The following is a 22,149-nucleotide window of genomic DNA, read 5'->3' on the forward strand; positions in this document are numbered from 1 at the left end:
TGGCGGGATGGCGCGAGGCGGCGCAAGCGCCTCAGCCCGGCTTGTTCTTCCCCAGATACCAGCTCGTGTTCGCCGGCCCCTTCGAGCGCGAGCGCTCGGGGTTGAGCAGATCATAGACCACTGCGTTCTCGATCACCCGCTGCACGTAGTTCTTGGTCTCGAAGATCGGGATCTTCTCGATCCACTGGACGATGTCGCCGCCCGGCAGGCGCGGGTCGCCATTGGCGGCGATCCATTTGTTCACATTGCCGGGGCCGGCATTATAAGCCGCGATCGCCAGCGGATAACTGCCGTAGAGATTGTACATCCGCTGGAAATAGGTCGAGCCGAGCTGGATGTTGTAATCGGTATCGGAGTTCAGCGAGCCCGGATTGTAGCTCATGCCGAGCTTGGTCGAGACTTCGCGTGCGGTACCCGGCATCAGCTGCATCAGCCCGCGCGCGCCGGCATGGCTCACCGCATCGCGATCGAACTGGCTCTCCTGGCGGGCGATGGCGTGGACGATCGTCCAGTAATCCTGCTGCGATGCCGGCACCGCCACCGTCGGATAGCCCGCGGCGGTATAGTCGGACAGGCCGTTCTGCAGCGCGCTCTTGCCGACCAGCACGCCCAGGTCCGGGCGGCCGATCGCCCGGCTCAGCTCGGCGGCGAGGATGTGATCGGTATCGCTGGTCGCGTCATTGGCGATCTGGCGGATGAACAGGCCCTGGTCCTGGCGATTGCCCATCGTGCCGAGCAGCTGCGCGGCGCGGACCGTTTCCTTCTTGAAGAAGGCATCGCGGACCGCCGGGTCGGCGACCTTCGCGTTGAAATCGGGCGGGCGCTTCAGCGGCTGGCCCAGCCGTTCGGTGGCGAGCTGGCCGTAATAGACGTCGGGGAAACCCGCTGCCTTGCCATAGAAACGCGTCGCTGCCGTCTGGTCGCCCGAAGCCTCGGCGGCGCGACCGGCCCAATAAAAGCCCTTGGACTGGGTGGTCGGCGTCTTGGAACCATGGCCGTAGCGATCGAACATCCCGATCGCGTCGCGCGCCCGGCCGAGATTGTTGAGCGCCACCGAACCGGCCAGCCAGGTGAGGCTGGTATAGTCGTCGCGCTCGCCCAGAGGCTGTTCGCTGATGTCGGTGCCCGGCGGGAAGGCGTCATCGACCTGGCTGGCGATCTGATATGCCAGGCTGAACTGGCCGTCCGACTGGGCGCCCCGCGCGCCGGTGAGCAGCGCCTCGTACCATTTCTCGGCATCGCCGGGATAGGAGGCCAGCTGGCGCGGCTGGGCGAGATAGGATCGCATCGCCGGGCTCTGGCCGGTGTCGCGCAGCCACAGCGCGCGATCGGCGATGAAGCCCGGATTGGCACGGCCGATGGCGAGGGCGGCGGCGCCCCTGGCATCGGCGTCCGGCGCCTTGGTACGAAAGGCGATGCGGGCATCGAACACCGGGCGCATGCCGGGGGAGACATAGGCGAGCTGGCGTTGCGCGGCAGTGAGCGCGCCTGCCCAGAGCAGCATGTCCATCCGCGCATCGTGATCCGCCGGCGTGAACGCGGAAGAGAAGCCGGCGAGCAGAGCCGTCTCGTCACGCGGGCGCAGGACGCCGTGGCGCCAGGCGCGGCGAGCCTGCTCCTCCGCTTCGGCGCGGCGGCCCGAGGCGGCGAGCGCCTCCGCATAGCGGGTGCGCCCGGCGGCGGTCAGCGGCGGGAAACGCTCGAAATACCGGATGACCAGGCCGGGCGCCCAGGTGCCGCTTTCCAGCACGGTCTCGGCGGCGGCGCGGCGGCTCTTCTCGCCGGGCCAGCCGGGATGGAGCAGCAGGAAATTGGCATAGTCGGAAAAGGGATAATTGTCCGACTGCTGGAGTCGCTTCCATTCCACCAGCGCATCGGCGAGCTGGTTGGCCTGGATATAGGGGGGCGGCACGCGGGGGACGCCGGCTTCCAGCGCCACCTTGTACCACTGGATCTGTTCCTGCGTGAGCTGCGAAGAGACGGCGAGCCCCGAAACGCCGGCAAACAGCAACGCACTTTTGAGTAGCGGAGCAAGCATACTGGACATGATACGCGTGTCGCCCCTATCTGCCAGCCCCGAATTGGGGAATTAAGGAAGATTCTGGGACCATGTTTTCGGGCTCCATTCCCGCGCTGGTGACGCCGTTCCGTGGCGGCAGCTTCGCGGAGGAAGATTATCGCGCGCTAGTTGAATGGCAGATTGCCGAAGGCTCTGCCGCGCTGGTGCCCTGCGGCACCACCGGCGAGGCGGCGACGATGCCGAAAGAGGAGCATTTCGAAGTCGTCCGCGTCTGCGCCGACCAGGCGAAGGGCCGCGTGCCCGTGCTCGCAGGTGCGGGCTCGAACGACACGCTGGTCGCGATCGAGAATGTGAAGGCCGCGCAGGATGCGGGCGCCGATGCGGCGCTGATGGTCCCGCCCTATTACAATCGGCCCAGCCAGGAAGGCATCTTCCGCCATTTCGAGGCCGTGGCCGAAGCGACCGACCTGCCGATCGTGCTCTACAATGTGCCGGGCCGCACGGTGACCGACATCCAGCCCGCGACGATGGCGCGGATCGTCAAGGCGTTTCCGGGCAAGTTCCTCGGCGTCAAGGACGCGACGGGTGCGCTCGCCCGCGTGACCGAGCAGCGCGCCGGCTGCGGGCATGACTTCATCCAGCTTTCCGGCAACGACGAGACTGCGCTCGCCTTCAACGCGATGGGCGGCACCGGCTGCATCTCGGTAACGGCGAACGTCGCGCCACGGCTCTGTGCGGAATTCCAGGCGGCCTGGGCGGCGGGGGATACCGCGCGGGCGCTCGCATTGCACGACCGGCTCTATCCCCTTCACGTCGCGATGTTCACCGATGCCTCGCCGGGTCCGGTGAAATATGCGTTGACGCGGGTTCGTCCGGGTTTTCCCGAAGAGCTGCGCCTGCCGATGACTCCGGCGGGCGAGGCGAGCCGCAAGGCAGTCGATGCGGCACTGGCGCGTGCCGGGCTGATCTAGGCTCCCCGCCTTTCCCGGGAGGTCAGGTCCGCTGCTCTCCGCCGGCATAATAGGTCGGCACATGGCCGCGGATCCAGGCATTCTCGCGGAACCATTTGGTGACGATGTATTTCGTCCCCTCGAGCACGCGCATGCCCTCGTGCAGCGTGTCGTAGTTCGGCGTGCCGTCCTCCATCATGTTGTTCCAGATCAGCATCAGCCCCTTTCTGGGCTTGAACCGCACGCCGGCGCGCGGGAACCAGGTCGCCCCGCCTTCGTCGACTTCGTTGAGATAGATCATCGCGGTCCAGGTGCGCTGGCCGCCATATTCGACCATCTTGTCCCAATATTCCGCGCCTTCGTGGAAATAGTCGCAATGCGCGCGGAACTGCTGGCCGGGCGTGTAGCGCTGGCCCTGCATCGTCTCGGCATTCGCCGGCGGCAGGCCGAGCACATTGGCGATGCGGTCGTCGATCGGCCAGATTTCCTCGGACCAGCGGTCCAGATCGGTCGAGCTGCTGGTGCGGAACTCGGGATCCTCGTGCATCGCGAGCAGCGTGGAAGGGCGTGCGGCCGCCTCGATCAGGGCGACGAGCATGTCGCATTCGGCTTCGCTCAGGAAATCGGGATAGGTGAACATCTGCGCATTTTCCACCTTGGCGCGCCTGATGTGCGGGTTGTTCTCCAGCTTCGCCACCACCTCGCGGCCGATGCGCGCGCGATTGGGGGAGGGCGTACCCGATACTCTGCCGATATTCTTGCTCACGACGGCCAATTTGCGCCTGCGGGGCTCGCGGTCAATAGGCCCGGGCGCCGGTGGGCGTCCAGGGGCGTTCGCGGAACCATTTGGTGATGATGTACTTGGTGCCGCCGAGCACCGGCCGCGCCTCGTGCAGCGTCGCGTCGTTCGGGCTGCCGTCGGCGGCCAGGTTGTTCCAGGCGATCAGCAGGCCGCGAGTGGGGGTGAGGCGGATGCCGGCGCGGGGGAACCACGTCTCGCCGCCCTCCTCGACGTCATTGAGGTAGATCATCGCGGTCCAGATGCGCTGGCCGCCCTGTGCCTTCATCTCGGGCCAATAGTCCACATCGTCGCGGAACCAGTCGCAATGGGCGCGGAACTGCTGGCCCATGGCGTAGCGCTGCCCCTGGATGGGCTCGCCGTGATCGAGGGGAATGCCCAGCAGATCGGCGAGGCGCGCGTCGAGCCGGCGGATCTCCGGATCCTGCCGTTCGAGATCGCAGGTATAGCTCGTGCGCAGGCCGGGCTCCTGATATTGCGCGAGCACCACCGAGGGCTTCGCATCGGCGTCGATCATCCGGATCAGCGCCTTGCACTCGGTGCGGCTGAGGAAATTGGGCAGGTGATAGAGCTGGAGCGCATCGAGCCCGGCGTGGCGGACCAGCGGATTCGCCTCGAGCCGGGCGGTGGCGCGGCGGCCGGTTTCGGCGCGGTCGGGATCGGGGGCCATGGGGCTCGTCATCGCCGCCAGCATGCGGGGGCTGGAGCCAAAAGCAAGAGGCCCGGCCCTGATGGGCCGAGCCTCCCGTTTCTGGCAAGATGCGGGCTTGCTTACCAGAAGATGTCGTAGATGGTGTCGACCACCTCGCCGGTCTCGACGTCCACCAGCAGCGCGTCGTTATAGTAGCGCACCCAGCGATACGGGCCGTAGACTTCCGGCAGGCGATAATAATACGGATCGTTGATCCAGTATTGCGACGAGAACAGGATCGAGTTCAGCGTGTAGCCGATGGTGAAGCGGCGATAGCCATAGCCCCAGCCCGACGGCGCATAATAGCGCGGCAGGCGGTAGATGCCGCGGTTGCTGTTGCGATAGTCGCGCCAATCGTAGCGGCGGTCGTTGCGCCAGCCATTGTTCCAGCGGCCGCGATCGTTGCCGTGCCAGCCGCCACGGTTCCAGCCGCCGCGGGGATTGTTGTCCCAGCGGTTGCGGTCGTTCCAGCCGCGATCATTGTTGCGGTTCCAGTCGTTGCCGCGGCGATCGTTGTTCCAGTTGCGGTCGCGGTTCCCATTGGGATTGCCGCGGTCCCACTGGCCGCCGCGATTGCCGTCGCGGTTCCAGTCGCGACGGTCGTTGCCGCCGCGATTGCCGTCCCAGCGCTGCTGCGGACGATCCTGGGGCGGGGAAACCTGGCCGCCGCCGGGCTGCTGCGGACGGTCGCCGCCACGATTCCAGCCGCCACGGTTCCAGCCGTTGGGAGGCGTATTGCCGCCGCCGTTCCATTCGGGGCGCGGCTGCGTGGGTTGCGCGGGCTGCTGCGGCTGGCCCGGGGACTGGCGCCAGCCGCCACGGTCGCCGCCGCGATCCCCGCGATCCCCGCGGTCGCCGCGATCCTGGGCCGGCTGCGCGGCGCCCGCATTGCCGCCGGAACGGTCGCCGCCGCCCCAGCGATGCCCGCGTTCCTGCGCCAGTGCCGGCGGGACCAGGGCTGTTGCGGCGATGATCGCCGCGAGCAAGGTCTTCTTCATCTGAATGTCTCCGCTGGGACCGGCAACGCGCCGGGCTTTCGGGGGTATCCCCTCCTTAGGCCCCGGCAACTGACGCGACTCTGAATTCGCCTGTCAGCATATTGAAAGCATTTGAAACAATTCAGGGTCCGGCCTGGGGGGCGCCCGGCGCGTCATGCCCGGCCTCGGGCACGGCGACGTCGCCACGGGCGATGCGGGCGGCGTTCTGGATCGCCTCCGCCAGTCGCGGATAGATGCCGCAGCGGCAGATATTGGGGATGGCGTCCTTGATGTCCTGTTCGCTGGGGTTCCTGTTGCCGCGCAGCAGCACCGCGGCCGCCATCACCACCCCCGGAATGCAATAGCCGCATTGCGGCACGTTCGCCGCGATCAGCGCCTGCTGCACCGGATGGCTGCGATCCCTGGACAGGCCCTCGATCGTGGTGACGAACGTGCCCTCGAGCGCGCCGATCGTCTCCTGGCATGCCAGGCGCGCCGTGCCGTCGACATCGACCGTGCAGGCGCCGCAATCGCCGGTGCCGCAGCCATATTTGGTGCCGGTGAGGTTCGAGGCGTCGCGCAGCGCCCAGAGCAGGGGCGTTCGCGGATCCATCTTGTAGGCGACCGGCTGGTTGTTGACGGTGAAGCGAGTCATGCCGGGGGTGTAGCGGGAAACGCGCCGTTTCCGAAACCGCCATTGCGCCGGGATGCCCCGGGGCCGACATCAACGGCATGACACTTCCCGCACTCTTCATTCCGCACGGCGGCGGCCCCTGCTTCTTCATGGACCCGGATGGCGGCCCGCCCGATCCGATGTGGCGGCCGATGCAGGCCTATCTCGCCGGGCTGATCGGCTCGCTGCCCGAGCGGCCCGGGGCGATCCTGCTGGTCTCGGGGCATTGGGAAGAGGAGGTCGTCACCGTCCATGCCGGCAATGGGCAGCCGCTGCTGTTCGACTATCATGGCTTCCCGGAACATACCTATCGCCTGCGCTGGGATGCGCCGGGCTCCCCGCAAGTGGCGGAGCGCGTGAAGGCGCTGCTCGAAGGCGCCGGCTTTCCCGTCGGAGAGGAGCGCGAACGCGGCTGGGATCACGGCGTCTTCATCCCGATGATGGTGGCGGTACCCGGAGCGGATATCCCGCTCGTCCAGCTGTCGCTGCGCAAGGATCTCGACCCGGCCGACCACATCGCGCTGGGCAGGGCGCTTGCCCCGCTGCGCGATGCGGGCGTGCTGATCGTCGGTTCGGGGATGAGCTTCCACAATCTGCGCGCCCGCGGGCCGCAGGTGACGCCCTATGCCGATATGTGGGACGATGCGCTGACCGAGGCAGTGACGGACCCCGATCCGGCAAGGCGCGCCGCACGGGTGGCGGCCTGGGACAGGCTGCCCCACGCCCGTTTCGCTCATCCGCGCGAGGAGCATCTCCTGCCGCTGATGGTCGCGCTGGGTGCGGGCGGGGAAGGGCCGGCGGTGCGCGACTATCGCGATCACGTGCTGGGATGGACGGTAAGCGGCTATCGGTTCGGATAAGCGTCAGGTCCGTTCCCGATACGCTATCGTCCCCCCGGCAAAGGGCCGGGGGAGGACGTTCGGGGTCGCGGAGGTGCCGGCCCCTATTCCCGCCAGCTCTTGTCCGTCCGGTCCACCAGCCGCACCATCGCCGCGAAATCGGCCGCGCCGGGCCCGCCGGGAACCTGGGCCATGTGGAGGTCGCGCTGATGGACGGCGACGACTTCGTCCGGGACCGTGATCGGCGCGCCCATGCTGGCGGTGGCGATCTGGATCTCGCAGGCGCGCTGGAGCGACCAGTGCTTGATGAACGCCTCCGGCACCGTCCTGCCCATCACCAGGATGCCGTGATTGCGGAGCAGCATCACGCGCATGTCGCCCAGGTGCGCGAGCAGCCGCTCGCCTTCCTCGTCACGCACCGTCACACCCTCGAAATCGTGATAGGCGATCTGGCCGGCGAAGTTGCAGGCATAGAAATTGGTGGGGCGCAAACCTCCTTCGACGCTGGCGACCGCCATGCCCGCCGTGGTGTGGGTATGCGCGATGCAGTGCGCATCGGGCAGGTGGCGGTGGAACAGCGCGTGCTGGACGAAGCCGGCGCGGTTCACCGGATAGGGCGAGTCGTCGAGCTTGTTGCCGTCGATGTCGATCTTGACGAGGTTCGACGCCTTCACTTCGCTGAAGTGCAGCCCGAACGGGTTGATGAGGAAGGCGCCTTCCTCGCCCGGCACCTTGAGCGTGATGTGGTTGTAGATCATCTCGGACCAGCCGAGCATGTCGAACACCCGGTAGCAGGCGGCGAGCTGCTGGCGAGCCTCCCACTCGGCTTCGGTCATGGTGGAATTGCGCAGCGCGGTGGCCATCATACCTCTCCCAAGGCTTTTCGTGGATCGGGTATGCCACGTCCTTGACGGCGTCTGCAACCGTTGTCGCTGGCAGTTGGCGCTTCGGGGCGGGTTCTAGAAATACGCCAAATACGCCGTGCCGAACCACAGATATGCGGCGAGACCCGTTACCAATACGGGTGTTGTCCCCATAATAAACCACATGCGCTGCATATGGCGGGGGAAGCCGCGCATTATGCCGCTGCCCCTTTCGAGGGCAGCCTTTTCCCTGTCGCTGAGCTCTCGAGCATCCGTCAGATGCGGGAAGTCGCCACGCGCGATCGGAGCGGCAAGCCGGATATTTCCCTTCTCCCGTAATATCTTGAGGGAGTCGGTAGCGGCCTGGATGGATGATCTGGTGAGCCTCGCGGCATCATAGCCGATATAGGCAAGTATCGCGTGAACCAGGGTTCCGAGCGCCAGCAAGGCGAGGAGCTTGGTATCCGGGCGCATTCTCGAAGCCGCGCTGAGCATGCCGCCGAGGACAAGCACGGAAAAGCCGATCAGGAAGGAATTCATGCTGAGGAAGGAGGACAACCGGGTATTCATCAGCCCGTCCTCATGTTTGATATAGTCGCGGAAGACGTTGTAGATTTCCAGATCGCTCAGCGGCTTGGCATGCGGAGCGGGGTCGGGGGCAAGCGCGGCAGGCGGGGCGACGCCGTCGCCGTCGCTCCTTTCGGCGTAGGTGTTCGCAATCTCGTGCATTGAGGTCTCCGTGTGCGGCGATGGCGCAGGCCGGTCACGCGGCTGGGAGAGGCTGCTTGAGGTGCCAAGCGCCGACAATCGAAATCGCGGTCGTTTCGGAGCATTCGCGATGCTCTCGGGCCGCTTCGATCGGGTGCGGCAGGCGATTCACCTGAACCCGTACGGGACCACCGAACGCCGATCCGGATCGATCGCGATCGCCGATGCCGCGGGCGGGAAGGCGCGCTGGTCGCAATCCCCGCGCGGGCAGATGCGGCAACTGGTACCGATCGGCGTGGCCGCGCCGCCGGGCCTGAGATCGTCGGCATAGACGAAGTCCGCAGCATGCAACTCCTCGCAACCCAGGGCCACGGCATAGCGGCGCGGGGGGCGGGCATAGCTGCCCGAGGGCTTCACCAGGCCCTTGGCCATCGAGACGTAGCGCGTGCCGTCGGGCATCTCGGCATGCTGGACGAGGATGCGGTCCGGGATCGCCACCGCTTCGTGCACCATCCAGAGCGGGCAGGCGCCGCCAAGTGCCGCGAACTGGAGGCGCGTGGCGGAATGGCGCTTGGTGACGTTGCCGGCCATGTCGACCCGGCAGAAAAAGAAGGGCAGCCCCTGTGCGCCCGGGCGCTGGAGCGTCGAGAGCCGGTGGCAGGCCTGCTCGAAGCTCGCGCCAAAGCGCTGGCGCAGACGATCGATGTCGTGGCGGACCTCGCGCGCGGTGTCCCTGAATGCGCCGTACGGCATCAGCAGCGCGCCGGCGGCATAATTGGCCAGCCCGATGCTCAGCAGCTCGCGCGAAGCCGGGGAGGCGAGGCCGGAATCCTCCACAACCTGCCGCATCTCGTTCTCGAACTCGTAGCGGACCAGCCGGTGGGCGAGAAGGAAGGCCCGGCTTTCCGGCGGGAGCGCGCTGTTGACCGCAAGGCGGCGTGCGCGGGGATCGAAACGGCTCAGTTCGCTGCCGTCGCCATCCTGCGCCACGACCTGCACGCCATGCCAGCGCAGGCGATCCTCGAGGCCCCGGTTCGGCCGGTGGGGATCGAGATCGGCGGCGAGCGTTTCCGCCGACCGGTCGATCGCATCGATGTAGTTGCCCTCGGCCTGGAACCAGTCGCGGACCTCCTCCCAGGGGAGCGGGGCGGCGTCGGTCGAGCCGCTGTCATAGCGGTCGTCGAGCACGCGGAGCTGCTCCTGGCTGCGCCGCCAGGCTTCGTGCAGCGCGACCATGCGTTTCGCGAGCAAGGGTTGCTGCTCGATGCCGCGGCGCACATCGGCCTCGCCCATGCGCTCTGCCGGGACGCCGGCATCGGTGGCGGCATCGATCGTGCGGAGCAAAGAAGCGCTCTCATCGACGTCGCCGAACGCCTCGAGCGGAAATTCGCGGCTGAGGGCGACGAGGACGATGTCGGTGATCGGGCGGTCGTTATTCTCGATCTGCGAGAGATAGGAGACGGAGATGCCGAGCCGCCCCGCCATCGCCGCCTGGCTCAGCTCCGTGCGCCGACGCAGCTCGCGCAGGCGGAACCCTTCGAACAGGCGCCGGCGGGGAGGGGTCATGTCCGCTTCCCGGCTGGGAGAGGAGGCGAGGGAGCGGGACGAAGCGATCTGCGCATATCCGCACTATATCTGCAAACCAGCTGCTCGCAACTTCGCAACATTGCATTTGCGGTCGCCGCATGTCCGGATGCAGAAGCCGCCGCTATCCAATGGGGAACCGCATGTCGTCGACGATCGAGGAACTGGAACGCCGCCGCACCGCCGCCCGCCTGGGCGGGGGGCAGAAGCGGATCGACGCGCAGCACGCCAAGGGCAAGCTCACCGCGCGCGAGCGGATCGAAGTGCTGCTCGACCAGGGCTCGTTCGAAGAGCTCGACATGTATGTCGAGCATAATTGCGTCGACTTCGGCATGCAGGACCAGATCGTCCCCGGTGACGGCGTCGTCACCGGATCGGGCACGATCAACGGCCGCCTCGTCTTCGTGTTCAGCCAGGACTTCACCGTGTTCGGCGGCTCGCTCAGCGAACGACACGCGCAGAAGATCTGCAAGATCATGGACATGGCGATGAAGGTCGGCGCCCCCGTGATCGGGCTGAACGACAGCGGCGGCGCGCGCATCCAGGAAGGTGTCGCATCGCTCGGCGGCTATGCCGAAGTGTTCCAGCGCAACGTGCTGGCATCGGGCGTGGTGCCGCAGCTCTCGCTGATCATGGGCCCGTGCGCCGGCGGCGCGGTCTATTCCCCCGCGATGACCGACTTCATCTTCATGGTGAAGGATTCGTCGTACATGTTCGTCACCGGCCCGGATGTAGTGAAGACCGTTACCAACGAGATCGTCACGCAGGAGGAACTGGGTGGTGCGGTGACGCATACCACGAAGTCGGGGGTCGCCGATGTGGCCTTCGACAACGACATCGAGGCGCTGCTCGCGGCCCGCGACTTCGTGGACTTCCTTCCCGCCTCGAACCGCGAGGAAGTGCCCGAGCGGCCGTGCGACGATCCCTGGGATCGCGCGGAACCGAGCCTCGATACCCTGATCCCGCCGAGCGCGAACCAGCCGTACGACATGCACGAGCTGATCCGGAAGACGCTCGACGAGGGCGAATTCTTCGAGTTGCAGCCGAGCCATGCCGGCAACATCCTGATCGGCTTCGGCCGGATCGAGGGGCGCACGGTGGGCGTGGTGGCGAACCAGCCGATGGTGCTGGCCGGATGCCTCGACATCAACTCGTCCAAGAAGGGCGCGCGCTTCGTGCGCTTCTGCGACGCGTTCGAGATCCCGATCGTTACCTTTGTCGACGTGCCGGGCTTCCTGCCGGGGGTCGGCCAGGAGCATTCGGGCATCATCAAGCACGGCGCCAAGCTGCTCTTCGCCTATGCCGAGGCGACGGTGCCCAAGATCACCGTGATCACCCGCAAGGCCTATGGTGGCGCCTATGACGTGATGGCGTCGAAGCACCTGCGCGGCGACTTGAACTATGCCTGGCCGACCGCCGAGATCGCGGTGATGGGCGCCAAGGGCGCGGTGGAGATCATCTTCCGGGGCAAGACGCCCGAGGAGATCGCCGAGCGCACCGCCGAATATGAGGCACGTTTCGCCAACCCGTTCGTTGCGGCTTCGAAGGGTTTCGTGGACGAGGTGATCATGCCGCATTCCACGCGCCGCCGCGTGGCACTGGGGCTCAGGAAGCTGCGCAACAAGCAGCTCGAGAACCCGTGGAAGAAGCATGACAATATTCCGCTATGAAGCCCGTCGCACCCACTGATCCCATCGCGGAGCAGGTGCAGGGGCGCGCGGCGCTTTGGCTCGATCGCTCTGATCTCGAATGGCTTTCGCAGTTCTGTGGTTGCGCCGATGATGCGACGGAAGATGTGCGGGAACGCTGCGCACGCATTCGCTTCCGAGCAAGCGCGGCCTTGCACAAGGCGGGCATGAAACGCCCAATCGAGGATGAATCATGAAACTCGGCCGCCTCAACCATGTCGGCGTCGCGACGCCTTCGATCGACGCGTCGATCGCCTTTTACCGCGATGTGATGGGCGCGGAGGTGATCCGCGAACCTTTCGACCTGCCTGCGCAGGGCGTGAAGGTCTGCTTCGTCGACACGCCGAACAGCCAGATCGAACTGATCGAGCCGCTGGGCGAGAACTCGCCGATCCACGGCTTCCTGGCGAAGAACCCGGCGGGCGGGCAGCATCACCTTTGCTATGAAGTGCCCGATATCCACGAAGCCAAAGCCTGGTTCGAGGCCAAGGGCGTAAAGGTGCTCGGCGAGCCGCGCATCGGCGCGCATGGCACGCCGATCTTCTTCGTCCACCCCAAGGACATGGGCGGGGTGCTGACCGAGATCATGGAGACGCCGAAAGGGGAAGGGCATTGAGCACCCCTTTCTTCGTCATCCCCGCGAAGGTGGGGATCCAGAGCCAAACGGGACGTAGCTTTGTTACCCTGGGTCCCCGCCTTCGCGGGGATGACGATGAGTTTTTGCGATGACGGATAAACCCAATCTGCCCGGCTGGCAGGCCCTCGCGGCCAAGGAGGTCAAGGGCAAGGACCTGACCTGGCACACGCCCGAGGGCATCGCGGTGAAGCCGCTCTACACGGCGGAAGACACCGCACATCTCGATCCCGGCCTGCCGGGCTTCGCGCCGTTCACCCGCGGCGTACGGGCCTCGATGTATGCCGGCCGGCCCTGGACGATCCGCCAATATGCCGGCTTCTCGACCGCCGAGGAATCCAACGCCTTCTACCGCCGCAACCTCGCGGCCGGGCAGAAGGGGCTGAGCGTCGCCTTCGACCTCGCCACGCATCGCGGCTATGACAGCGACCATCCGCGCGTCACCGGCGATGTCGGCAAGGCCGGCGTGGCGATCGACAGCGTCGAGGACATGAAGATCCTGTTCGACGGCATCCCGCTCGATCAGATGAGCGTCAGCATGACGATGAACGGCGCGGTGATCCCCGTGCTCGCCTTCTTCATCGTCGCGGGCGAGGAACAGGGCGTCGACAAGAGCCTGCTCGACGGGACCATCCAGAACGACATCCTCAAGGAGTTCATGGTCCGCAACACCTATATCTACCCGCCCGAACCGAGCATGCGGATCATTTCGGACATTTTCGCATATACGTCCGCCAATATGCCGAAATTCAACAGTATTTCGATTTCCGGCTACCATATGCAGGAAGCCGGGGCGACGCAGGTGCAGGAGCTTGCCTTCACCATCGCCGACGGCATGGAATATGTGAAATACGGCGTCGCCAGCGGCCTGGATATCGACAAGTTCGCAGGGCGTTTGAGCTTCTTCTTCGCAATCGGCATGAACTTCTTCATGGAGATCGCGAAGCTGCGGGCAGCGCGCGTGCTCTGGCACCGGGTGATGACCCGGCTCGAGGCGAAGGACGAGCGTAGCAAGATGCTGCGCACGCACTGCCAGACCAGCGGCGTGTCGCTGACCGAGCAGGATCCCTATAACAACGTCATCCGCACCACGATCGAGGCGATGGCGGCGATGCTCGGCGGCACGCAGAGCCTGCACACCAACGCGCTCGACGAAGCGATCGCGCTGCCCACCGACTTCTCGGCCCGGATCGCGCGCAACACCCAGATCGTCATCCAGGAAGAGACCGGGATGACCAAGGTCGTCGATCCGCTGGGCGGCAGCTATTATATCGAGAGCCTTACCCAGGAGCTGGTCGACAAGGCCTGGGAGATCATCGAGCGGGTCGAGGCCGAGGGCGGCATGGCCAAGGCCGTGGCCGCGGGCTGGCCCAAGGCGATGATCGAGGAGGCGGCGGCGGCAACGGCAGCGCGGATCGACCGCGGCGAGCAGGTGATCGTCGGCGTCAACAAGTACCGCAAGGCCGAGGAAGAGCCGATCGACATCCTCGATGTCGACAACCACGCCGTGCGCGAGGCGCAGATCGCGCGGATCAAGCGCGTGAAGGCGGAACGCGACGAGGCGGCCTGCCAGAAGACGCTGTTCGCGCTTCAGCAAGGCGCCCGGACCAGCGGGAACCTGCTCGAGCTTGCCGTCGATGCGGCGCGCGCCCGCGCCACGCTGGGCGAGATCAGCGCGGCGATGGAAGCGGGTTTCGGCCGCTACGCCACCCAGCCGACGCCGGTGCAGGGCGTCTATGGCGGCGCCTATGCCGACGACGCGGTCTGGGCGCGGCTCAAGGACGGCGTGGACGCCACCGGGCGCCGGCTGGGCCGCAAGCCGCGCATGCTGGTCGCCAAGATGGGGCAGGACGGGCATGATCGCGGCGCTAATCTCGTCTCGTCGGCGTTCGGCGACCTGGGCTTCGAAGTGGTTCCAGGCCCGTTGTTCCAGACCCCGCGGGAAGCCGCCGCGCTGGCAATCGCGAGCGATGTCGACGTGGTCGGCGCCTCCAGCCTCGCCGCCGGGCACAAGACGCTGATCCCCGAGTTGATCCGCGAACTCCAGGATGCGGGCAGGGCGGATATCAAGGTGGTCGCCGGCGGGGTGATTCCGGCGCAGGATTACGAGTTCCTCCGCGAGGCGGGGGTGCAGGCGATCTTCGGGCCGGGCACCAACCTTGTCAAAGCCGCCGAAGAGGTGCTGAGGCTTCTCGGCCACAACATGCCGCCCGTGGAGGAAGCCGCAGAGTGATCCGCAGCGCTGCCCTGGTCCTGCTGGCGTTGTTCTGCCTGGTGCGCCCGGCCGCGGCGCAGGGCGCGATGAGTCAAGACCCGATGGTCGAGGCGTCACGGGCTAAGGACAGGGCGGATCGCCGGGAGATCGATCGACGCGCGGCGGCGGGTGAAACCCCAGCCCGGATCATTGCGGCCAAGGCGGCGGCGGGGGACTATCTCGGGCGCTGCCCGGACACGGCTTATGTGGTGAACGAGGATTGCCGTTTTTCCGAAGCGCTTGCGTTGTGGCGCGCGAAGGGTATGGCCAGCGCGCGGGTCGGTCGAGCGCTGGTGCAATGCGGGCAATATTCGCAGGTCGTATTCAATTTCTGCTCGGGTGCGCTGACCATTGCGGTCCAGCATGATCTGGATGCCGAAATCGCTACGATCCGCGCTAAACTGACTGCGGAGGACCGCGAAGAGCAGCGCGCCTGCGACAAGAATGAAGGGCCTTGCGCAATCGCTGGCCATCATGTGGAGGCGCTCGACGCGTTCCATACGACGTGGCTGGCCTATGTGGATGCGCGCTGCTTGTATGAAACGCAGTACTCTATGGGCGGATCGGGCTATGGCGGGTTCAACGCCGGATGCTGGCTGCAACTTGCCGCGGCGCACATGGAACAACTGGAGAAGCCGCTTGAAAGCTGAAGTGCGTACCGACTGGACCCGTGAAGAGATCGCCGCGCTGTTCGATCTGCCGTTCACCGAACTGGTATTCCGCGCCGCCGAGGTGCATCGCGCCAATCACGCCGCCAACGAAGTCCAGCTCTCGACGCTGCTCAGCATCAAGACCGGCGGCTGCCCGGAGGATTGCGGCTATTGCAGCCAGTCGGTCTCTGCCGAGACCGGGCTGAAGGCGACCAAGCTGATGGACGTGCGCCAGGTGCTCCAGGCGGCGGCGCAGGCCAAGGACCATGGTTCGTCGCGCTTCTGCATGGGGGCCGCCTGGCGCAACCCCAAGGATCGCGACATGCCCGCCATCGTGGAGATGGTGCAGGGCGTCCGCGCCATGGGCATGGAGACCTGCATGACGCTGGGGATGCTCAGCGAAAAGCAGGCGCGGATGCTCGCCGATGCCGGGCTCGATTACTACAACCACAATATCGATACGTCGCCCGAGCGCTATGCCGAGGTGATCACCACGCGCAGCTTCGAGGACCGGCTCGACACGCTCGAGCATGTCCGCGAGGCTGGGATCAACGTGTGCTGCGGCGGCATCGTCGGCATGGGCGAGACCCGGCCGGACCGCGTCGGCTTCATCCATGCGCTGGCCACGCTGCCGGTGCACCCGGGAAGCGTGCCGGTCAATGCGCTGGTGCCGATCAAGGGCACGGTGCTCGGCAACATGCTCGCCGACACGCCGCTGGCGCAGATCGACGATATCGAGTTCGTGCGAACCGTCGCGGTGGCGCGGATCACCATGCCGGAGAGCATGGTGCGGTTGAGCGCGGGCCGCGAGAGCATGAGCGACGCTACCCAGGCGCTGTGCTTCCTGGCCGGCGCCAATTCGATCTTCACCGGCGACAAGCTGCTCACCGCGGGCAATGCCGGCGACGACAAGGACGCTGCGCTGTTCGCGCGGCTGGGCGTGAAGCCGATGCAGGCGGAGGTGAAGGTGGAGCTGGAGGCGGCGGAGTGAACCCATGGCTCGGCCTGCTGGCCGGTTTGTTCATAATCGCGGCGTCGGCGCTCGGATTCTGGCTGGGCGTACGCATGATGCGGAGCGCCGGCTGGAATCTCGAGGCGCGAGGGTCTGGGCGAGACCGCGCCTTGCGCGCCATTCTTGCTTTGACCGCGGTCTGGACCGGCGCGTGGGTTGCCGGATTTCGCTTTGGCGATCCGCTCGAATGGTTCACGCCGATCCTCGGCTCCGGCATCGTTCTGGTGGTGATCTTTTTCGGATTTAAGAGGGCCTGATGTTCAAGAAGATCCTGGTCGCCAATCGCGGCGAGATCGCGTGCCGCGTGATGCGCACTGCCAAGAAGATGGGGATCGCCACGGTGGCGGTCTATTCGGATGCCGATGCGCGCGCGCCGCACGTGCTGATGGCGGACGAGGCGGTGCGGCTCGGGCCGGCGCCGGCGGCGGAGAGCTATCTGAAGGCCGAGCTGATCCTGCTCGCCGCGCGGGAGACCGGGGCGGACTGCATCCATCCCGGCTATGGGTTCCTCTCCGAGCGCGAGAGCTTCGCCAGGGCCTGTGCCGAGGCCGGGATCGCCTTTGTCGGGCCCCCGCCCAAAGCCATTGCGGCAATGGGAGACAAGATCGAGTCCAAGAAGCTCGCCAAGGCGGCGGGCGTGAACGTCGTGCCGGGCTTTGTCGGGGTGATCGAGGATACCGAGCATGCCGTGCGCATCTCGAACGAGATCGGCTATCCGGTGATGATGAAGGCCTCGGCCGGCGGCGGCGGCAAGGGCATGCGGCTGGCCTGGAGCGAGACCGATGTGCGCGAGGGCTTCGAGGCGACGAAGCGCGAAGGCCTGGCGAGCTTCGGCGACGATCGGGTGTTCATCGAGAAATTCATCGAGAGCCCGCGCCATATCGAGATCCAGGTGCTGGGCGACCAGCATGGCAACATCGTCTATCTGGGCGAGCGCGAATGCTCGATCCAGCGCCGCCACCAGAAAGTGGTCGAGGAGGCGCCGTCGCCCTTCGTCTCGCCGGAGATGCGCAGGGCGATGGGGGAGCAGGCCGTCGCGCTGGCGCGGGCCGTGGGCTATTTCAGCGCCGGCACGGTCGAGCTGATCGTCTCGGGCGCCGACAAGAGCGGCGCGGGATTCTATTTCCTCGAGATGAACACGCGGCTCCAGGTGGAGCATCCCGTGACCGAGGCGGTGACCGGCATCGACCTGGTCGAACAGATGATCCGCGTCGCGGCCGGCGAGAAGCTGGCCTTCGCCCAAGACGATGTGAAGCTCACCGGCTGGGCGATCGAGAACCGCGTCTATGCCGAGGATCCCTATCGCGGCTTCCTGCCCTCCACGGGCCGGCTGGTGCGCTATCGTCCGCCGGCGAGCGAGGAGACGCCCTATGGCGGCCCGGGCACCCATGGCGACCATGGCTATGTCCGGGTCGATGACGGCGTGACCGAGGGCAGCGAGATCTCGATGTTCTACGATCCGATGATTGCCAAGCTGATCACCTGGGGCGAGACGCGCGACGAGGCGGCGGACCTGCAGGTGGCGGCGCTCGACCGGTTCCGGATCGACGGGATCGGCCACAATATCGATTTCCTCTCGGCGCTGATGCAGCATCCGCGCTTCCGCTCGGGCGCGATCACCACCGGGTTCATCGCGGAGGAGTATCCCGAGGGCTTCCATGGTGCGCCCGCGTCGGACGCGCTGAAGCGCAGGCTGGCGGTGATCGCCGCGGCGATCGATTTGCAACGCGCCGAGCGGGCCGCCTGCATCTCCGGCCAGCTCGCGGCGCACCAGCCGATCCCGGGCGAACGGGTGGTGACGCTCGGCGGCGAACGGTTCGCGATCTCGGCCGATGCCGGCCGGCTTTTCCTCGACGGCGTGGAAGTGGCGTTCGACAGCGACTGGCGGCTCGGCGACATCCAGCTCGATGCCGAGATCGATGGCGCGGCGCTCAGCGTCGCGGTGGATCGCAAGGGCGCGGCGTGGCGGCTGACGGCGCATGGCGCATCGCACCTGGTCGAAGTCCATCCGCCGCATGTCGCGCAATATCGGCACCATATGATCGAGAAGGTCCCGCCCGACATGAGCCGGTTCCTGCTCGCGCCGATGCCGGGTCTGCTCACGCGGCTCCATGTCGCGCCCGGCGACAAGGTGGAGGCCGGCCAGCCGCTTGCCGTGGTGGAAGCGATGAAGATGGAGAACATCCTGCGCGCCGAGCGGGCGGGGGTGGTGAAGGCGGCGAATTTCGGGCCCGGCGACAGCCTGGCCGTGGACGCGGCGATCCTCGAGTTCGAATGACGAGCCAACCGGGTCGGGCGACGCCGCGGAACCAAACGCAGCGCCGCCCTTGTCCGGGTTGGGCACAAAGACTCCTCCGGGATGGCGGGGTCTTAGCCGCCCGAAGGGTTGCAGCAGCCTTTGCTAAGGCCCGGACGGCGACGAAATGCGGGCGGGACCGGGGGCGCGGCAATTTGGCTGCGACGAACATGCCGCTTCGCGCGACCGGCTCGTTCGGGCAGGGGCCTGCGGCGCGGCGCTATTCCGGTCCCGACATTGCCGTCCGCACCGCGCGGACGATCGCTTCGGCCATGATCGCGGACGTCTCGGCGCCTTCGCCTGCCGTGGCGCGGGACGGATAGCCGAAATAGGCCTGGGGCCCGCCGGCCTCGCTGAAGGTGCTGGCGCCGGCGGCGAAGGCAGTGACGAGGCTGGCCGGATTGTCGGCGAGCGCGGCGCGGGCGGGCTCGTCCACCAGATCGGGCCGATCGGCGAGGACCAGGCTGGTCTCGAACTGGCCGGCATGGCAGGCGCCCGACACGAACTCCTCGGTCAGTTCCGCCGCCAGGGCGCGCCGGGTGAAATCGGGATAGGCCAGAGGAAGTCCCAGCGCCACGACTTCCGCGGCCAATCCCCGCAGCATCGCGACATTGGCCGGATCGAAATGGCTGTTCGCCAGCGCCAGGCAAGCGAAACCCTGTGCCTTGAGGCTGGCGGCAATATCCAGGATCGCCGCCCGCGCGGTGGCTTCGCCGATCGAGATGGTGCCGGGGAATTCGGCGGCATAATGGGCGGGGGCATAAGCGAGGGCGGGCAGCACGAAGCCGTGCATGCCCTGGCCTTCGAGCAGCGCGGCCGCGCGCTGCGCCATGCCTTCGGAGATGATCACGTCGGTGCACAGCGGCAGATGCGGCCCATGTGCCTCCACGGCGCCGAGCGGCAGGATCGCCACCACCGGCACGCCGCTCGCCAGTGCCGCCCGCACGCGCGTCCAGGGCTGGTCGCCGAGCATCATCGCCAGATCTCCCGCAGCTTCTTGCGGTCCATCTTGTCGCGGTCGTTCCGGGGAAGGGGATCGGGCGAGAAGAAGACGCGGTGCGGCACCTTGTAATGGGCAAGGCGCGCCCGCGCAAAGCCCAGCAGATCCGCCTGCAGCGCCTCGCTCGCCGGCGCATCTTCCCGCGGCACGATGACTACCACCGGTTTCTCCAGGCCATTGGCATCGGCACGGCCGAACACACAGCATTCGAGCACGGCGGGGTGCTCGCTCAGGCATCCCTCCACTTCGAGCGGGCTGACATAGATGCCGCCGCTCTTGATCATGTCGTCGCCACGGCCCTCATAATACCAATAGCCCTCGGGATCGCGCCGGAAGAGATCGCCGCTGACGATCGCGCCGCCGCCCAGGTGGCGCTTCGACTTGGCATAGTCGCCATGATAGTAGAGCGCTGCGGAATCCCCGCGGATGCGCAGCACTCCGATCTCGCCGCCGGCGATCGGCATGCCGGCATCGTCGAGCAGATCGGCCGCATAGCCGGGCACCAGCTTGCCGAGGCTGCCGGGGCGGATGTCGCCGGGGCGGTTGCTGATATAGATGTGGAAGCTCTCGGCGCTGCCGATCCCGTCGATGATCGGTACGCCGAAACGGGCGTTCCAGCGCTCGTGGAGCTCGCGCGGCAACGCCTCGCCGGCGCTCCACATCATCCGGATGCTCGACAGGTCCGGCGCGCGCGCCTCCGCCTCCAGCATCTTGTTGATGAGCGTGGGCACGTTGGTGAGCACCGTCGGGCGATGGCGCTCGATCAGCGCGAAGAGATTGTCCGGCGTCGGCTGCTCGCGGAACAGGATCGCGGTGGCGCCTACTGCGAAGGGGAACATCAGGTTGGTGCCGGTGGCATAGCCGAAATAGAGCCGCGGGCCCGACAGGGTGATGTCGTTCTCCGTCATGCCGATGAAGCGCCTGGCATAGACTTCGGTGTTGTAGGCGAAGTGGAAATGGCAATGGACGGCACCCTTGCTCTGCCCGGTGGTGCCGCTGGTGAAGAGCCATACCGCCGGATCGTCCTTGCGCGTCGGCCAGGGCGGCGGCGCGGCGGGGGTGGAGGCGGCGATCCAGGCGTCGAAGCCGGGAAGGCCGGGCGCCTCGCCGACCAGGATCACCGCGTTCGGATCCCGGCAGTGGCGGGCCTGCGCGCGCGCTGCCTGGAATGCCTCCAGGCTCGTCTCGTCGATGAAGGCGAATTGCGGCTTCACATAGCCGAGATAATAGGAATAGTCGGCGGCCGGCAGCATGGGGTTGATCTGGGTGACGACCGCGCCCGCCTTGAGCGCGCCGAACCAGGCATAGACGAATTCGGGGCAGTCGCGCATGCACAACAGCACGCGCTGCTCCGGCAGCAGGCCCGATGCGAGGAGCCGCTCGGCGACCTGCGTCACCCTGGCGGCCACTTCGTCATAAGTGATCGCCTGGCCCTCGAACAGCAGGGCGGTCTTCGATCCGCGCCCGGCGGCTATGTTCGCGAACACGAAATAGTCGGCCATGTTGAAGCTGTCGGGAAAGACCGGTGTCTCGTCCGTCGTCACGCCTGTCGTCATTCTCTCCGCGTCCATCCTGTGGCCATCGTCATCGATGTGCCGGAACTGCCCGGATCATTGGGAAGCCGGCGGCTCTCGTCAATCGCGCTGACCTGGCATAGGATCGCGCCGTCACTTCCCGGCCGGCGCAGCCTGCCTTTCTGGCCGGCAACGGCGGGGACACGTCTCGTTCATTCCGCGGCGTCCACAGGCGCCGCCAGTATCAACGGGAGTTTGAAATGATTTTCTCGCATCGGGCCGGTCGGGCCGCGATTGGCCTCCTTGCCCTGGCTTCGGCGGGCGCAACCGCCGCGGTGGCCGCACCCGCGCCGCAACGGGCCGGCACGGCCGCCCTGGCCGCCCATCATTGGGATCTGGTGGCATGGAGCGGGCGGAAGCTTCCGGAGGGCAGGCCGCTCCGGCTGGACTTCGACGCCGGCCGCCACAGCTTCTCCGCGGACACGGGATGCAATCGCGCCGGCGGTGCCTATCGGGTGAAGGGCCGGACGATCCGGTTCGGCGACGGCAAGGGCGGATTCGCAAGCACCCTGATGGCATGTCCCGAGCCCGGGATGGCGACCGAGCGCGCCTATGTCGCCATCCTCGGGGCCGTCCGCTCCTATCGGATCGACGGCGACCGCCTCGTCCTGCGGACCGCGAGGGGCGCCACGCTGACCTATCGCGCCGCGCACAAGCCGGCCGCCAACGCGCCGCGCAAGTTCCTCTACGTCTCGGCCGAGACCAAGCCGTGCATGGGCGTTGCGCCGATGACCTGCCTCCAGGTGCGCACCAAGGAAAGCGATCCCTGGCAGCTCCATTATGGCGGCATCGTCGGCTTCGAACCGCAGCCGGGGATCGAGTATCGCATCCGGATCATCGAGGAGAAGATCGCCAATCCGCCGGCGGATGCGTCCTCGATCCGCTGGACTCTCGATCAGGTGGTCGAGCAGCGGGTAATCAAGCGCCGATAGGGCAT

Annotated in this window: 21 protein-coding genes; 11 read left to right on the forward strand and 10 right to left on the reverse strand. The window is 66.8% G+C overall.

Annotated features, from left to right (window positions below):
- Nucleotides 1-31: 31 nt before the first annotated feature.
- Entirely contained in the window at nt 32-2,038 is a 2,007-nt protein-coding gene (locus FHR20_RS06545) for a lytic transglycosylase domain-containing protein (RefSeq protein ID WP_167299403.1), read from the reverse strand.
- 71 nt (nt 2,039-2,109) lie between these two features.
- Between FHR20_RS06545 and dapA the strand changes: the two genes are divergently transcribed.
- Entirely contained in the window at nt 2,110-2,991 is an 882-nt protein-coding gene (gene dapA / locus FHR20_RS06550; protein WP_167298746.1) for a 4-hydroxy-tetrahydrodipicolinate synthase, read from the forward strand.
- 22 nt (nt 2,992-3,013) lie between these two features.
- Here dapA and FHR20_RS06555 read toward each other — a convergent pair whose 3' ends face one another.
- From FHR20_RS06555 to FHR20_RS06570, 4 genes are all read right to left on the reverse strand, one after another.
- Complete coding sequence (locus FHR20_RS06555; protein WP_286713093.1) at nt 3,014-3,736, reverse strand: prolyl hydroxylase family protein; 723 nt, start codon at nt 3,734-3,736, stop codon at nt 3,014-3,016.
- Between the two features lie 31 nt (nt 3,737-3,767).
- The gene (locus tag FHR20_RS06560; protein ID WP_243857142.1) at nt 3,768-4,451 is read right to left on the reverse strand and encodes a prolyl hydroxylase family protein; all 684 of its coding nucleotides are present in this window, start codon (nt 4,449-4,451) and stop codon (nt 3,768-3,770) included.
- An 89-nt stretch (nt 4,452-4,540) separates the two neighbouring features.
- On the reverse strand, nt 4,541-5,458 hold the full coding sequence (locus FHR20_RS06565) for an RcnB family protein (RefSeq protein ID WP_208413424.1): 918 nt from the start codon (nt 5,456-5,458) through the stop codon (nt 4,541-4,543).
- A 121-nt stretch (nt 5,459-5,579) separates the two neighbouring features.
- Nucleotides 5,580-6,092, reverse strand: coding sequence for a (2Fe-2S)-binding protein (locus FHR20_RS06570; RefSeq protein WP_167298749.1), 513 nt, complete (start codon nt 6,090-6,092; stop codon nt 5,580-5,582).
- Nucleotides 6,093-6,169: 77 nt separating this feature from the next.
- Here FHR20_RS06570 and FHR20_RS06575 point away from each other — a divergent pair, with 77 nt between their 5' ends.
- Nucleotides 6,170-6,970, forward strand: coding sequence for a DODA-type extradiol aromatic ring-opening family dioxygenase (locus tag FHR20_RS06575; RefSeq protein ID WP_167298750.1), 801 nt, complete (start codon nt 6,170-6,172; stop codon nt 6,968-6,970).
- Between the two features lie 83 nt (nt 6,971-7,053).
- Here FHR20_RS06575 and FHR20_RS06580 read toward each other — a convergent pair whose 3' ends face one another.
- From FHR20_RS06580 to FHR20_RS06590, 3 genes are all read right to left on the reverse strand, one after another.
- Nucleotides 7,054-7,812 carry a class II aldolase/adducin family protein gene (locus tag FHR20_RS06580; protein ID WP_167298751.1) on the reverse strand — a complete coding sequence of 253 codons (759 nt, stop codon included), beginning with the start codon at nt 7,810-7,812 and terminating at the stop codon, nt 7,054-7,056.
- 96 nt (nt 7,813-7,908) lie between these two features.
- Complete coding sequence (locus FHR20_RS06585) at nt 7,909-8,541, reverse strand: hypothetical protein (RefSeq protein WP_167298752.1); 633 nt, start codon at nt 8,539-8,541, stop codon at nt 7,909-7,911.
- Between the two features lie 147 nt (nt 8,542-8,688).
- Entirely contained in the window at nt 8,689-10,086 is a 1,398-nt protein-coding gene (locus FHR20_RS06590; RefSeq protein ID WP_167298753.1) for a helix-turn-helix domain-containing protein, read from the reverse strand.
- Nucleotides 10,087-10,247: 161 nt separating this feature from the next.
- Between FHR20_RS06590 and FHR20_RS06595 the strand changes: the two genes are divergently transcribed.
- The 8 genes from FHR20_RS06595 (at nt 10,248) to FHR20_RS06630 (ending at nt 18,620) form a co-directional block, all read left to right on the forward strand.
- Nucleotides 10,248-11,774, forward strand: a complete 1,527-nt coding sequence (locus FHR20_RS06595) for an acyl-CoA carboxylase subunit beta (RefSeq protein WP_167298754.1) — start codon at nt 10,248-10,250, stop codon at nt 11,772-11,774.
- Nucleotides 11,771-11,989 carry a hypothetical protein gene (locus tag FHR20_RS06600; RefSeq protein ID WP_167298755.1) on the forward strand — a complete coding sequence of 73 codons (219 nt, stop codon included), beginning with the start codon at nt 11,771-11,773 and terminating at the stop codon, nt 11,987-11,989. Before FHR20_RS06595 ends, FHR20_RS06600 begins: the two co-directional genes overlap by 4 nt.
- Nucleotides 11,986-12,408, forward strand: a complete 423-nt coding sequence (gene mce, locus FHR20_RS06605) for a methylmalonyl-CoA epimerase (RefSeq protein ID WP_167298756.1) — start codon at nt 11,986-11,988, stop codon at nt 12,406-12,408. The genes FHR20_RS06600 and mce overlap by 4 nt, the downstream gene beginning before the upstream one ends.
- 109 nt (nt 12,409-12,517) lie before the next feature.
- Entirely contained in the window at nt 12,518-14,659 is a 2,142-nt protein-coding gene (gene scpA / locus FHR20_RS06610) for a methylmalonyl-CoA mutase (protein WP_167298757.1), read from the forward strand.
- Complete coding sequence (locus FHR20_RS06615; protein ID WP_167298758.1) at nt 14,656-15,330, forward strand: lysozyme inhibitor LprI family protein; 675 nt, start codon at nt 14,656-14,658, stop codon at nt 15,328-15,330. The genes scpA and FHR20_RS06615 overlap by 4 nt, the downstream gene beginning before the upstream one ends.
- Nucleotides 15,320-16,321, forward strand: coding sequence for a biotin synthase BioB (gene bioB / locus FHR20_RS06620; protein ID WP_167298759.1), 1,002 nt, complete (start codon nt 15,320-15,322; stop codon nt 16,319-16,321). The genes FHR20_RS06615 and bioB overlap by 11 nt, the downstream gene beginning before the upstream one ends.
- Nucleotides 16,318-16,599, forward strand: coding sequence for a hypothetical protein (locus FHR20_RS06625; protein ID WP_167298760.1), 282 nt, complete (start codon nt 16,318-16,320; stop codon nt 16,597-16,599). Before bioB ends, FHR20_RS06625 begins: the two co-directional genes overlap by 4 nt.
- Nucleotides 16,599-18,620, forward strand: a complete 2,022-nt coding sequence (locus FHR20_RS06630) for an acetyl-CoA carboxylase biotin carboxylase subunit (protein ID WP_167298761.1) — start codon at nt 16,599-16,601, stop codon at nt 18,618-18,620. The genes FHR20_RS06625 and FHR20_RS06630 overlap by 1 nt, the downstream gene beginning before the upstream one ends.
- A 238-nt stretch (nt 18,621-18,858) precedes the next feature.
- Here FHR20_RS06630 and FHR20_RS06635 read toward each other — a convergent pair whose 3' ends face one another.
- Together FHR20_RS06635 and FHR20_RS06640 are read right to left on the reverse strand one after the other, a co-directional pair.
- Nucleotides 18,859-19,614, reverse strand: a complete 756-nt coding sequence (locus FHR20_RS06635; protein WP_208413425.1) for a creatininase family protein — start codon at nt 19,612-19,614, stop codon at nt 18,859-18,861.
- Entirely contained in the window at nt 19,611-21,194 is a 1,584-nt protein-coding gene (locus tag FHR20_RS06640; RefSeq protein ID WP_167298762.1) for a benzoate-CoA ligase family protein, read from the reverse strand. Before FHR20_RS06640 ends, FHR20_RS06635 begins: the two co-directional genes overlap by 4 nt.
- A gap of 218 nt (nt 21,195-21,412) precedes the next feature.
- Here FHR20_RS06640 and FHR20_RS06645 point away from each other — a divergent pair, with 218 nt between their 5' ends.
- On the forward strand, nt 21,413-22,144 hold the full coding sequence (locus FHR20_RS06645; protein WP_167298763.1) for an META and DUF4377 domain-containing protein: 732 nt from the start codon (nt 21,413-21,415) through the stop codon (nt 22,142-22,144).
- The last annotated feature ends 5 nt before the right edge of the window (nt 22,145-22,149 follow it).

The sequence above is a fragment of the Sphingomonas leidyi genome (assembly GCF_011761945.1).
Classification (GTDB): domain Bacteria; phylum Pseudomonadota; class Alphaproteobacteria; order Sphingomonadales; family Sphingomonadaceae; genus Sphingomonas; species Sphingomonas leidyi.